Source organism: Mammaliicoccus sp. F-M27 (assembly GCF_022387115.1).
Lineage (GTDB): Bacteria > Bacillota > Bacilli > Staphylococcales > Staphylococcaceae > Mammaliicoccus > Mammaliicoccus vitulinus.
Window position 1 is genome coordinate 66,419 of the sequence record NZ_JAJNIE010000009.1, and the last position, 13,545, is coordinate 79,963.

General features: G+C 33.2%; 10 protein-coding genes. 7 read left to right on the forward strand and 3 right to left on the reverse strand.

Annotated elements, in window-relative coordinates; all coding sequences use genetic code 11:
* Positions 1-40: 40 nt before the first annotated feature.
* The gene (locus tag LQ598_RS09750) at positions 41-1,945 is read right to left on the reverse strand and encodes a BglG family transcription antiterminator (protein ID WP_345773319.1); all 1,905 of its coding nucleotides are present in this window, start codon (positions 1,943-1,945) and stop codon (positions 41-43) included.
* Positions 1,946-2,079: 134 nt separating this feature from the next.
* Here LQ598_RS09750 and LQ598_RS09755 point away from each other — a divergent pair, with 134 nt between their 5' ends.
* The 3 genes from LQ598_RS09755 (at position 2,080) to LQ598_RS09765 (ending at position 4,090) form a co-directional block, all read left to right on the forward strand.
* Positions 2,080-2,385 (forward strand): DUF3219 family protein, encoded by a 306-nt coding sequence (locus tag LQ598_RS09755; RefSeq protein WP_338086593.1) that lies wholly within the window; start codon positions 2,080-2,082, stop codon positions 2,383-2,385.
* A gap of 5 nt (positions 2,386-2,390) precedes the next feature.
* The gene (locus LQ598_RS09760; RefSeq protein ID WP_103322744.1) at positions 2,391-3,368 is read left to right on the forward strand and encodes an LLM class flavin-dependent oxidoreductase; all 978 of its coding nucleotides are present in this window, start codon (positions 2,391-2,393) and stop codon (positions 3,366-3,368) included.
* A gap of 200 nt (positions 3,369-3,568) precedes the next feature.
* Positions 3,569-4,090: a VOC family protein gene (locus LQ598_RS09765; protein WP_016912935.1), complete on the forward strand. Its 522-nt coding sequence runs from the start codon at positions 3,569-3,571 to the stop codon at positions 4,088-4,090.
* A 409-nt stretch (positions 4,091-4,499) separates the two neighbouring features.
* On the opposite strand, the gene LQ598_RS09770 is transcribed toward LQ598_RS09765, so the two are convergent.
* Together LQ598_RS09770 and LQ598_RS09775 are read right to left on the reverse strand one after the other, a co-directional pair.
* A complete protein-coding gene (locus tag LQ598_RS09770; protein WP_107536461.1) occupies positions 4,500-6,305 on the reverse strand; it encodes an acyltransferase family protein in 1,806 nt (601 codons plus the stop codon).
* Positions 6,306-6,449: 144 nt separating this feature from the next.
* Entirely contained in the window at positions 6,450-6,752 is a 303-nt protein-coding gene (locus LQ598_RS09775) for a hypothetical protein (protein WP_103323413.1), read from the reverse strand.
* A gap of 309 nt (positions 6,753-7,061) precedes the next feature.
* Between LQ598_RS09775 and mqo the strand changes: the two genes are divergently transcribed.
* The 4 genes from mqo to fadE all read left to right on the forward strand — a co-directional run bounded on the left by mqo (position 7,062) and on the right by fadE (position 13,495).
* Positions 7,062-8,555 (forward strand): malate dehydrogenase (quinone), encoded by a 1,494-nt coding sequence (mqo, locus tag LQ598_RS09780; protein ID WP_308615334.1) that lies wholly within the window; start codon positions 7,062-7,064, stop codon positions 8,553-8,555.
* Between the two features lie 559 nt (positions 8,556-9,114).
* Positions 9,115-10,692: a fatty acid degradation protein FadX gene (gene fadX / locus LQ598_RS09785; protein ID WP_239745463.1), complete on the forward strand. Its 1,578-nt coding sequence runs from the start codon at positions 9,115-9,117 to the stop codon at positions 10,690-10,692.
* Positions 10,693-10,706: 14 nt separating this feature from the next.
* The gene (gene fadD / locus LQ598_RS09790; protein WP_107536458.1) at positions 10,707-12,230 is read left to right on the forward strand and encodes a long-chain-fatty-acid--CoA ligase FadD; all 1,524 of its coding nucleotides are present in this window, start codon (positions 10,707-10,709) and stop codon (positions 12,228-12,230) included.
* Positions 12,231-12,289: 59 nt separating this feature from the next.
* On the forward strand, positions 12,290-13,495 hold the full coding sequence (gene fadE / locus LQ598_RS09795) for an acyl-CoA dehydrogenase FadE (protein WP_016912420.1): 1,206 nt from the start codon (positions 12,290-12,292) through the stop codon (positions 13,493-13,495).
* The last annotated feature ends 50 nt before the right edge of the window (positions 13,496-13,545 follow it).

Genomic DNA, 13,545 nt, shown 5'->3' on the forward strand with positions numbered 1-13,545 from the left:
TTGGTGTATAAAAAAGAAAAATTGCCGTTAGTAGTGGCAATTATTCTTTGAAGTGCTGAATGATTTTATTTTTGAATTGTTCATCATCAAGTTTTAATAATTGATCAACATCGTGTTCAGTTAAAGCAGCGATACTATGAATGATTTTTTTCATAACTTGGGCATCCTTTTCTGCAATTGCTAAAAAGAAAACGAGTTGGACTTTATGTTGCTTCCAAGGTAACTTTTTGCGATGCCTAAACATGAGTACATGAGATTTAAGAACGCGTGTTGGATCACCGTGTGGTATAGCAATCCCGTTACCTATATAAGTAGAAGAGAATTTTTCGCGTTCTAAAGCACTCTCTATATATCCACTCGTTATAGCATGTTGATTTTCTAATATAATTTGCGTTTGTTCAAAAATATCGACTGTTGTTGAGATGTTTTTTTGAATTGGATACGTTACAAATTCAATAGGTGATAGTGCGTCTTTCTTTAAAATAGGATTTTGTTTTTGATTTAAAATGGTTTGGATTTTATATGCATCGTCTTCAGAAAATAACGGAGAAACTTGAATGACCTCTACTGAATCAGGAACGTGTGTAACATCAATTTCATGTGTCGTGACGAGTATGTCTATATTAGAAAATTGATAGTGGGGCACATCTTCAAGTTTAATCGTATCTGTAATATTAATTTTGTCGTTAAGCTTTTGAATTCTAGCTTCTAATAAACTTGAAATTCCGAGGCCGTAATAACATGTAATGACGATGTTGAAATGCTCTTGAACATTTCTATCTATTGAAGATTGGAAATGTAATGCTAAAAAAGCTATTTCATCTTCACTTAAATTAAGTTGTGCATCTGCTTCAAGATGACTAACTGTTTCATATAAAGCATTAAACACAAAAGGGTATTGTCGTTTAATATCTTCAGTAAGCGGATTATTGATATAGATGTTTTTCACAATGCGTAAATAAGTTCTACTAAAATGAGAATAAACATTTTCACGGAGCAATTGATCTTGTGAGAAGTCGATACCAACTGTTGAATTCATTTGATGTATTAATCTATCTATATAGCTTTGAATAAATATATGTTTAAACCCAAGATCATATTTATCAAAGTAATAGCTAATAAAGAATGAAAATAATTTTGCAGTTTCATCACTTAAATTGTATTTTAACTGTTCGTTGATATTTTGAATGATTGCCCGGGAAATGACGAGTGCTTCTTCGTTAATATCCCATTTTTCATTTGATTTATGAATTCTTTTAAAAATGATAATAAGGTGTACAAGTAATTGTCGTATATGCACATGAGAAGTTTGGATGCCATAATCGTTTAAATGTTGTTCCATAATGTGCATTATTAACTGGCTATGCGCTTTCGGAATTTCATGAAGGATAAAATCTTCTACTTTAACATTATTAGTAGAAAGTTGATTCAAATGAAGAATCGCATTTCGTATATCCATTTCATTGCCGTTAATGGTCACACCTTTTCTTTTGACGAGGTCGACTGAAATATCATAAGACTCACACCAAGATTGAATTTGTGTCATATGATCGATCAGTTCATTTTTACTTATCATAAAATCTTGTGCCAATTGATCTAGTGTCACAGATTGTTTATACATCAGTAATTGATAAGCCAACTTTATAAGTATTTGCCCATTCTTTTCCGCGTATTGTTCTAGTATTTTTTCAAGCTCACTTGTGCTATACAGTTCCTTATTTAATGTATATCCACGACCTTTAACACTCATGATGACATCTTCAATTATTTCGCTATTTATGTATTTGATGTCGTTTCTTACAGTTCGATTAGAAACACTTAAATAGTCAGCTATTTCATTCCCGTTTAAATAACTTTCACTATTTAGTAGTAGTAGCTTGATAAGTTTAACGTGTCTATCTAGCAAAGTTTCCACCACATTCCCAAAATCTCTTTTATATTTCACTTACATTGTAAGCATATCATGTGCGATAGACAAATATAGTAGGTATTTAGCAGGTGTATAGTATAAACAGAATAAATGTATTATCGCTTTTTAAATATTATACTAAGTTTAGATAACAAATATATGACATGAAGGTGAGTAAATTGGTTAAAGAAATTTATTTAGATGAAACGCGCATTCCATTAACTTATTTTGAAGATGACGTGGATAACGGTTTGTACAAGATATCGGTAGAATTCGACGTTACGAGTGAAGCGTACCATGATATCGCAGTTTTATTATATAGAGAAAAGTTTAATATTAAAGTTCCTGAAAAAGATAAGGATTTCAAAGGTAAGATATACAATTATGCGACTTCTTTAACGAATTTATATGAGGCAGACCAAGTTGCACAATATCGTCTTGTTCTTGTTGAAATACCAGAAGAAACAAAGGAATGATTAATATGAAATTGAGTATACTTGATCAGTCACCGATATCGCCTAATGAAACTGCTCATGATGCTTTAAAGGGTTCTTTAAATTTAGCTCAGTTAGGTGAATCTTTAGGTTACGCTAGGTATTGGTTAACAGAACATCATGGTTTATCAAACCTTGCTAGTTCTGCACCAGAAGTATTGTTGGCTTATATTGGCGCGCATACGAATCATATTAGAATTGGTGCCGGCGCGATATTATTACCACACTATCGACCTTATAAGGTAGCAGAGCTATTTAATACTTTGTCGACACTGTTTCCAAATCGCGTAGATTTAGGTATCGGTAGAGCGCCTGGTGGTTCTGCGGAAGCGACGAATGCATTATCAACGCAATATTTAAAACAAGTTTGGGCTTTACCTGAACTATTAGAAGAATTGCTCATGTTTTTAAAAGATGATTTTCCAGCAGAACATGAGTATAACAAAGTAGCGGTCTTACCTAAGCCTGATGTACAACCAACCCCTTGGTTACTCGGTACAAGCGAGAAAAGTGCGTTGCTAGCTGCTAAAAATGGCATGCCTTATGTCTTTGGAGAATTTATGAGCGAGCAAGATGGAAAAGCGATTGTGCAAAGTTATCGTGAGCATTTTCAACAAAAGAATTCAAATGTGAAGCCTGAAGTGATTGTTACGGTATCTGTTATATGTGCAGAAACTACACAAGAAGCAGAAGAACGAGCAGTAAAAAGTTTGATTCCTGCAGTTCAAGGTGATGATAAAGCGCATAAAGTGCTAGAATTCGATCAACTATCTGAAAGAGAAAAAGAAATGCTATATGAAATGAAGCGCAACATCATTATAGGAAATCCAAATGTAGTTAAAAAAGAACTTCAATCACTCCGAAATAAATATGGTTGTGAAGAGATTATGATAAGTACGAACACTATTTCTTATGAAGACAGAGTCCAGTCATATCGTTTAATCGCTAAAGCTTTACTAGCATAAACGTTTATTCCAGAAGAATAATATGAAATTAAGGGTGATTTCAAATGATTCTATTGATAGGAAACATCATTATTTCAGTAGGGCTGATTGTAGGTTCAATAATAGAAGAAACAGTAAGAGCAAAACGAAAAAAAGAAAAGCAAAATCAGTCGCAATGACATTCATTTCATAGTAGCAAGTGAAAGTTAGGAGAGATACTATTGAGCATTACAAGAGGTATCAACCATATTGGATTAACAGTTCCGAGTATCGATGAAGCAACAAAATTTTTCAAAGAATCACTAGATGGGAAAATTGCATATGATAGCCAAACCGAAATAGATCCTCCAAGAGCAGGAGAATTTGTTGAAAATGTATTAGGACTAGAAGACGGTGCGAAAATTATTAAAAAACGTATGATGGTATTTGGAAATGGTCCTAATATTGAAATGTTTGAATTTAAAGATGCAAAACAAAGAGAACCGGTCTTGTTGCAAGATATAGGTTATACACATCTTTCATTTTATGTTGATGATTTTGATAAAGCTTTTGAACAAATACAAAAAGCAGGCGGCGTAGCTTTGTCAGAACCACATGAAAATACAAAATATGAAGATACAGAAGGCAATAAGACTGTGTACGTTCAAGCACCGTGGGGAAGTTTAATAGAATTACAAACCATACCTTCAGGATTTTATTACCCAGAAAATAGTGAAGCCAGTGTGTTTACACCAGAAAAATAAAATAGAGCCGTTGAATTTATCAAGTCAGGCACCACATGATAAATAGGACCGTTGAATTTATCAAGTCAGTGCCCACATGATAAATAGAACCATTGAATTTATCAAGTCGCGGTCCACATGATAAATAGAGTCGTTGAATTTATCAAGTCGGGCTCCACATGATAAATAGAGCCGTTGAATTTATCAAGTCAGGCTCCACATGATAAATAGAGCCATTGAATTTATCAAGTCAGGCTCCACATTATAAATAGAGCCATTGAATTTATCAAGTCGAGGTCCACATGATAAATAGAGTCGTTGAATTTATCAAGTCAGTGCCCACATGATAAATAGAGCCATTGAATTTATCAAGTCAGGCTTCACATGATAAATAGAGCCGTTTAATTTTTACATATTAACTTCAAAATTATCAATGTTTCATATGTTTGTTTATTTCTGATACGAGTGCTTGAACGCCTTGGTGTTCTAAATGTACACCGTCATAAGCAAAGTAATCAGAATGACTTTGTGATGTACTATACCAATCTATTAATTGTACGTTTTTATGAGCATCGGCGGCTTTTGCTAATTTTTCATTTACGCTTTCTTCCCAGTCTCGAGGAACATGCGTGTTGACTACATAAACTTTAGCATTACCAAATAAGTTAATGAGTTTTGTTAAGTCTTCATAAGAAAAATCACCGTTTGTACCGAGTTCTAGCACAACTTGTTGATTCTGCTGTTTAAAGTAAGGGTATTTATCATGAACGAGTGGGATAGCATCATATAAATGACGACCTACTTTGCCATCAATTAAAGAATTCGGATAATTTTTATGTAGTTCTTCTCCAATATCGACCATTACTGAATCGCCAATAAACAAAGGTACATCTTTATAATCGACTTTCTGATGAGCGGATTGTGGATTGTTTATGATGATTTTGGGAACAGGTAAGATCAAGCTTTTATGTGGTGGTTCATTATCTGTAACTGTAAAAGTTGTTTTAACTTCTTTTTTATCCTCATGTTGTAAAGCATCGTAGTGACCTAATAAAATGACGGTTGAACAGCTTACCAAAATTAAAGCGAAACAACTTCTTATTATAAGTGGTTTCAACGCGCTTTTTTTAGGTAAGAAATATTTAAAGCCTTGAACTCTAATAGGTACTTCAACATAACGATAAGAGCATTCTGCTAATATCAAAGTTAAGATGATTTCAATAACAATAATATAAACAGGTATTTGACCTTGTACGAAGTGTTTATTCATAAATGTTATTACAGGATAATGCCATAAGTATAAACTATACGACCTTTGACCAATCCATGAAAATATTCGATTACTCAATACTTTTGCTAAAAATGTACTAGGATGAACAGCACTTGCAATTGCAGGTAATGTACATAATGATATAAAATAAATGCCTCCAAAATAGAACCAATTATCATTTGATGACACAGTCATTATGAAAAATATTAACAGTGCAATTGAGATAAAACCGAATGATTCTATCACGATCTTCAGCGGTAAATGGATTTGCGCTTTAAGTCTAAATGGTGGCCATATGTATGCGAGTAGGACACCTAACAACAAAGTTTGTAACCTAGTATCCGTGCCAAAATACACTCTTGAATTATCGACATTTGGTTGTGCTATAAGGAACATAGTCAATAAAGAAATAAGAGAACAAACAAAAATGATGAGCAAAAAATGTTGCTTCAGTTTCTTAATTCGTAATAATATCAGAAGCAAAATTGGCCAAAAAATATAGAACTGTTCTTCAATTGCTAAGCTCCACAAATGTTTCAGTGGCATTATTTTAAAGCTATCAAAATAACTGACATCATGAAATATATACCACCAGTTCGATACATAGAACAATGCAGCAATCGCATCTTGTTTAACATTTTTAATGATATTCGGTTCAAACATTAACGTATATATCAAGACGATACTGATTAAAAACAAGACTGCAGGAAGCAACCTTTTAATGCGCTTTTTCCAAAATTGCATCAAATTAATAGAGCCCGTATGCTTGTATTCGTGAATGAGTAAGCTCGTAATCAGATAACCAGAAATGATAAAAAAGGTATCAACACCTAAAAAACCACCTGATAACCATTTAGGGTTAAGGTGATAAATAATAATCGCTATAACAGCTAAAGCTCTTAAACCATCCAAACCATGTAGATATCTAGTCTGGTGTTTAGTGATGTTTTTCTCGTGACCAATCATCTCTCGTTGACTCCTTGATAATTTGTAAAAAATTCCAATCGATAAAATTGTACCATATTTTGACAAAAATATACATTAAAAGGGATAAAGACAAACAGCTAAAAAACCTGTTCATCTTTATCCCTTATCGTTACGAAAAGTTGTCTATCCCATACGTTTAAGCAATTCAGTTTTAATAATATTGAGCGCTTCTTTATAATTTTCAGCAGTATGTTCCTGTGCATTTACAATGAGTAAATCAATTAGTTCAGCGTCACTCTTTTGGCTAACCTCGTCTTCAAATTGAAAAATGTTCTCTTCTGTCTCTTTATGACTCGTGTTCGGTTTAATAATTTGATAGTAACTATCAGCGCCTAATCCACCTTCTTCGATCATTACTGAAATTTCTGAGGATCTGTGTTCATTCTGTCGGTTCACTTTTATAAAATGTTTACCTTCAACAGTCATTTAAAAAACCTCCTTGATTACTATATATTAAAACCCAAAATGCCAAAATAAGAGGATACCCCTATTTACTCCAAGTGTATTATTACACGAGGGAAAATTCAAATAGAACGCTCAAAAAATGAAGATTAAAATATATTAGCGCTTTCATACCTTGCAATTTACATTTCATAACAGTTGTTTTAATATAAGTTTATACAGTGTTTTTCAAGTGTTTAAAGGTTTTTATATATAATAATTAGTTTAATAATGCTTTATTCGAAGAGAGAATAAAGCATTATGTAAGCATATAATGAATTTTACAAAAGAAAGGTGATCACAATGGATAATAAGCAACCAAAAGAAATTATTTTAATTGGTGCTGGTATTTTAAGTACGACATTTGGTTCTTTTTTGAAAAATGTTGAACCGGATTGGAACATTAAATTATTTGAAAGATTGGATCAACCGGCTATTGAAAGTTCGAACGAAAAAAATAACGCTGGTACTGGTCATGCAGCTTTATGTGAGCTTAACTATACAGTGGATCAAGAAGATGGTTCTATTGATGTAGAAAAAGCTAAAGAAATAAATGAACAATTTGAAGTTTCTAAACAGTTCTGGTCATACTTAGTTAAGCATAAATCTATCGAAAATCCTAAAGAATTTATAAGACCATTGCCTCATATTAGTTTTGTAATGGGTATTCGAAATGTAGACTTCTTAAAGCGTCGTTATGATTCATTAAAATCTTTACCGATGTTTGAAGGTTTAACATACACAGAAGATCATAAAGTTTTAGCGGAATGGATGCCTTTAATGATGCAAGGTCGTAATTCAAACGAACCTCTTGCTGCTAGTAAAATTGATGAAGGTACAGATGTGAACTTTGGTGAGTTAACACGTAAATTAGTTAAAAACATTGAACAACATGACAATGCACAAGTACACTTCCGTCATGAAGTTGTAGATTTTAAACAACTAGATAATAGCAAATGGGAAGTGAAAGTACGTAATCTTGTAACAGGAGAAACAGAAACGCACGTTGCAGATTACATCTTTATCGGTGCAGGTGGCAATGCGATTCCGTTACTACAAAAAACTAAAATTCCTGAAAGTAAACATCTTGGAGGTTTCCCAATTAGCGGTGCATTCTTAGTGTGTAACAACCCTAAAGTTGTGCGTGAACATAATGCGAAAGTTTATGGTAAAGAGCCACCTGGCACACCACCAATGACGGTTCCTCACTTAGACAGACGCTATATTCAAGGAAAAGAAAGTTTGTTATTTGGCCCATTTGCTGCAATTGGACCTAAATTTTTGAAGAATGGATCTAACTTAGATTTATTCAAATCTATCAATAGAAGTAATGTTGTTACAATGTTATCTTCAGGTGTTAAAAATTTATCGCTTGTGAAATATTCAATTCAACAAGTATTACAACGAAAAGAAGATCGTATGAAAGAATTACGTCGCTTTGTACCTAATGCTAAAGACGAAGATTGGGATATCCACATCGCAGGTAAACGTGTACAAGTTATTAAAGATACAGAAGAACATGGTAGAGGATTTATTCAATTTGGAACAGAAGTTGTGAATTCAGAAGACCATACAGTAATTGCTTTATTAGGAGAATCACCTGGAGCATCTACATCTGTATCAGTTGCTTTAGAAGTAATCGAAAAGAACTTCCCGCAGTATATTGAAAGTTGGGAACCAAAAATTAAAGAAATCATTCCTTCATATGGTGAATCTTTAATCGAAGATACACAATTATTACAAAAGATTCGTAAACAAACAGCAAAAGAACTACAACTAGAAGAATAACAAGTTATAAAGAAAGAACATATTAAGATTAGCTATGAAGAAATCTATGCCAATAGACTTCTTCATAGCTATTTTTTTATGAATAGTCATAAGCTAGATGGCCTTCTTTAATTATCCAACGATTTTGGTTAAATTTTGCGTCATAATGTTTCATTTATCAAATATTATGAATTTAATATTTTCGTGAAATTATACACCGAATTTCGCTTAGTATCTAGTATCTTTCCATAATCATTTATAGGTTTTTTCTATTTATCAACGCTATAAATGTTATATAAATATAATTAAATATTTCCTTAACATTCATCTTACTTTGTCAATTTTTGCTTGTTATCGAACGATGAATATTTTTAAAAATATTATAACTACAGTATGTGAGGAGGTACTAAGTGTTAGTTGTAAATTTTTAATTTTTGTTATTTAAAAGATATTGTTGTATACCTTTTCGCTTTTAATTCATATTTGCACTATGTTATATTAAGTTATGTAAGGGCTTACATTATATTAGGGAGGTCTTTTATGTAACGATTGTAATAATGAGAGATAAGGGGATAATCGTATGCAAATTATGTCGTTCAATGATTTAAAAGATATTGTTAAAAGTGGAGATGTCATAGCACTTGCTGCATTATCGGTAAGCAATTTACCTGTTAATGTTTTAAAACATATTGTTAAGGCTCACGATGAATTTGGTAATATTGATGATTTAACGTTTATGTTAGCAAATGATATAAGTGATTATCGCGGGGATGGATATGATTTAGATTCATTTGTTAGTAGAGGTATGATTAAACGTCTCATTATGAGCATTATTATTGGGTCACCTAAAACGATTGGGGCTATTAAAGATAATGAGTTAGAAGCTTACTTTGTGCCACAAGGTTTATTGGCTACCCATTATAGAAATTCATCGAATAAATTTCCAAACATGATTTCTAAAATAGGATTACACACTTCTGTGGATCCAAGATACACTGGCGGAAAAGTAAATAATATGACTAAGGAAGATATTGTTTCATTATTAGAAATCAATGGTGAAGAATTTTTACAATATGCATTTCCTAAAGTAGATATTGCTTTGCTTCGTGGTACATACGCTGATAGCGAGGGAAATATTTATATGAACCATGAAGCACATTTAGGTGAAGGATATGGTGTTGCTTTAGCTGCTCACCAAAATGGTGGAAAAGTAATTGTGCAAGTAAAAGAAGTTGTACAACATGGTAGTTTTAAACCAACAGAAGTCTTTATACCTGGAGAACTTGTGGATTATGTATTTATAAATGATGACCCAAAATATCATAGACAAACATTTCAACATTATTATAATCCTGCTATATCAGGTGAGTACAAAGTGCTCGATATGCCTGAACCGGCTAATAAATTTAGTATACGTAAAGTGATTTTAAGACGTGCAGCTCAATATTTAAGTGAAGGTAATGTCGTAAGTATAGGGTTTGGCATTAATAATGAGCTTTCTAATTTATTAGTTGAGGAAAAAGTTGATGACTTAGTGCAATTGAATATAGATACTGGTGTGTTTGGTGGCATGATTGGCAGCGGTCAAAATTTCGGTTTGAATTATAACTTAGATGCTAAAATGCGACACGAAATGACTTGGGATTTTATTTATAATGGTGGTTTAGATATAGCTTACTTAAGCTTTGCTGAAGTAGATCAGTTTGGCAATGTAAATGTTTCTAAATATGGCGATAGAATGAATGGTTGTGGGGGTTTCATAGACATCAGCCAAACTGTTAAAAAAATTATATTTTCAGGAACAATGGTAGTCGGAAGTCAGTCTACTTGTAATGATAAAGCATTAGTTATTGAACAAGAAGGTCACTCTAAAAAGTTTGTGGAACATGTGCATAATATGGACTTCAATGCATCTTATGCAAAAGAATTAGGTCAAGAAATTTATTATGTTACAGAACGTGCTGTATTCCAATTAACTGATGAAGGTCTGAAATTGATTGAAATAGCTGCTGGTCTTGATTTGGAAAAAGATATACTCGCAAACATAGCATTTCAACCAATTATTGATGACGAACTTAAAGTGATAGATCAGAATATTTATCAAGACAATTGGGGAGGATTGCAACAATGTATTAAAGGCAAAGGTTCAAACTATTAAGGGGGTAGTTTAATATGAATTACGATTGGATAAAGACGAGAGCACAATTTGATGAAGAGAAGGCAGCAGTCACCGATCCGTTAAAAGGAACGGAGTGGACGTACCAAGATTTAAATATTCGTGCTGAAAACTTAGCGAATCATCTTCAAGAACAAGGTGTTCAAAGAGGAGACGTAGTAGGCATATTTGCACCAAATGATGTAGCGGTCATCGATTTATTATTCGCTTCATTTAAAATAGGTGCAGTATACTTTCCGATGAACTGGAGACTGAAACCGAACGAAATTGAAAGTGTGATTGAAGATTCAGGCGTTAAAATGATATTTTATGCAAATCGACATTTAAGTAGTTTACAAGGTATTGCGGATGATTATTTGCACATGGATATTGATTCACCTGAATATGATGAACTTGTACATCCTAGAAATCATAAACCTTTCAAAACGGCCGATGTTGATAGAGATGATTTAGCAGCATTAATGTATACGAGTGGAACAACTGGTTTACCTAAAGGTGTCATGTTCACATATGAATCGTTTACGACAAATGCTGTTAATACGATTCTAACGTATAAAGTTAATGCAGGTTTTTCAACAGTTGTATCGTTACCAATGTTTCATGTATTTGGCTTTAATGACTTAGTTATTCCACTATTAATGGCAGGTGGTTCAATTGTATTGCATCGCTATTTTGAAGGTGAACAGCTCAACGATTTAATGGCTAAATATAAACCGAACTATTTGTCGCTTATACCTACAATGTATTATGCGATGTTAGTTGCACCGAACTTTAATGTTAAGAACTTTGATAATATAGACTTCCTTATTCAAGGTGGTTCAGCACCATTACCTGGCGTACAGAAAAAATTCGCTAGCATGGGATTAAATATTATTAATGGTTATGGACTAACTGAGGCACCACTTGCGTTAATCAATACGCCTACGAATTCACTTAAAAAGCCGATGAGTATTGGTAAACCTGTTATGTATGTTGAGTCAAGATTGTTTGATGAAGACTTTAACGATGTGCCGATAGGTGAAATAGGTGAATTAGCAATTAAAGGTAAACAAGTTACACCTGGCTATTGGAATAAAAAGGAAGCGACTGAAGAATCGTTTCATGATGGTTACTTCTTAACGGGAGACTTGGCTCGATTAGATGAAGATGGTGACATCTTTATTGTAGATCGTAGAAAAGAATTGATTATTACAGGTGGAGAGAACGTATTGCCATCTGAAGTAGAGACGGTTCTTTCAGCTCATCCTCTTATTGCTCAATGTGTTGTTGTAGGATTTGAAAGTGAGAAGTTTGGCGAAACTGTATCAGCAGCCGTATTGCTAACTGAAAATGATCCTGATTTTGAAGAAAAATTAGATAAACATATGAGAGAAAGTTTGGCGAGTTACAAAGTGCCGAAAATGTATTTATCAGTTACGAAGATGCCATTAACTTCAACAGCTAAACCTGACAAATTAGAAGTGAAGAAAATGATGAATCGAAAAGCTGAACAATTGAAGAAAAAAGACGACTTAGCATAATTGCTAAAATTTTTTAGATGATTATGTAAGCGCTTTAAAAATAAATGGAGGTCATAGTTATGACAACTAAATTAGAGACATTAAAAAAATTATTTCCAGAAGATATTTTAAATATTTCAAAAGAATTAACTGAAGGTGAAGTGAAATTTTTAAAACAGCTAGATGATTTATTAGAAGAGAAATACCGTCCAACAATCAATGAACATTGGGTGAATGCAACTGTACCAGAGGACTTCTTTGATGACATGGGAAAATTAAATTATTTTCAAAATCCGTTATTATTTGAAGGGCGTGAAGGTGCTAAAACACCAAGTCAATTATTCCAATTTTTCATGTCATATGTAGTAGCAAGGTTTGACGTATCGTTAGTTACATTATTAGGTGTACATCAAGGATTAGGTCACAATTCATTCTTGTTCGGTGGCAGTAAAGAACAAATTGCTTATTACATCCCGAAATTACAATCACATGAATTGAGAACATGCTTTGCTTTAACAGAGCCAGAACATGGATCAGATGTAGCTGGTGGTCTAGAAACGACAGCTAAACGTGTAGGTGATAAATGGGTCTTAAATGGTGAGAAAAAATGGATTGGCGGCGCGAATTTAGCCGATGTTATTCCTGTCTATGCTGTAGATGTTGAAACAGGTAAGCCTAAAGGATTCATTGTGAGACCTGAACAAGCAGGTGTAGATATTGAAATCATTGAAAACAAAATTGCATTAAGAATCATCCCAAATACGATTATTAAATTGGAAAATGTAGAAGTTGAAGAAGAACAAAGACTCCAAAATATTAATGGGTTTAAAGATATTGCAAAAATACTTTATTCAACACGTGCCGGCGTAGCTTATATGGCAACTGGTGCTTTAGCAGGTGCGTTACGCGCGACACTTGATTATGTAACTGAACGTAAACAGTTTGGTAAAGAAATTAGTAAATATCAATTGATTCAAGAGAAGTTAGCGATGATGCAAGGTAATTTAGCGCATTCCATGTCAATATGTGCACAACTTGCGAGAATGCAAGAACATGGTGAATATGATGAAGTTGCAACTTCAGCTGCCAAAATGATGAATTCACTTAGATTAAGAGAATCAGTCGCAATGGGTCGTGGTATTACTGGCGGAAACGGTATATTGGCCGAATATGATATCGCGAGATTCTTCTCGGATGCAGAAGCCGTCTACACATATGAAGGTACACACGAAATTAATGCATTAGTTATAGGACGTGCATTGACTGGTGATTCAGCATTTATTTAGTCTAACTGAGCGAAGATTATCTCAGAATATATTAATTTGGAGGACTTTTT

Excerpts from the sequence above, each read along its gene's own strand:
- LQ598_RS09770 (WP_107536461.1), bottom strand. The coding sequence starts at position 6,305 with ATGATTGGTCACGAGAAAAACATCACTAAACACCAGACTAGATATCTA.
- LQ598_RS09775 (WP_103323413.1), bottom strand. The coding sequence starts at position 6,752 with ATGACTGTTGAAGGTAAACATTTTATAAAAGTGAACCGACAGAATGAA.
- fadX (WP_239745463.1), top strand. The coding sequence starts at position 9,115 with ATGCAAATTATGTCGTTCAATGATTTAAAAGATATTGTTAAAAGTGGA.
- fadD (WP_107536458.1), top strand. The coding sequence starts at position 10,707 with ATGAATTACGATTGGATAAAGACGAGAGCACAATTTGATGAAGAGAAG.
- LQ598_RS09760 (WP_103322744.1), top strand. The coding sequence starts at position 2,391 with ATGAAATTGAGTATACTTGATCAGTCACCGATATCGCCTAATGAAACT.
- fadE (WP_016912420.1), top strand. The coding sequence starts at position 12,290 with ATGACAACTAAATTAGAGACATTAAAAAAATTATTTCCAGAAGATATT.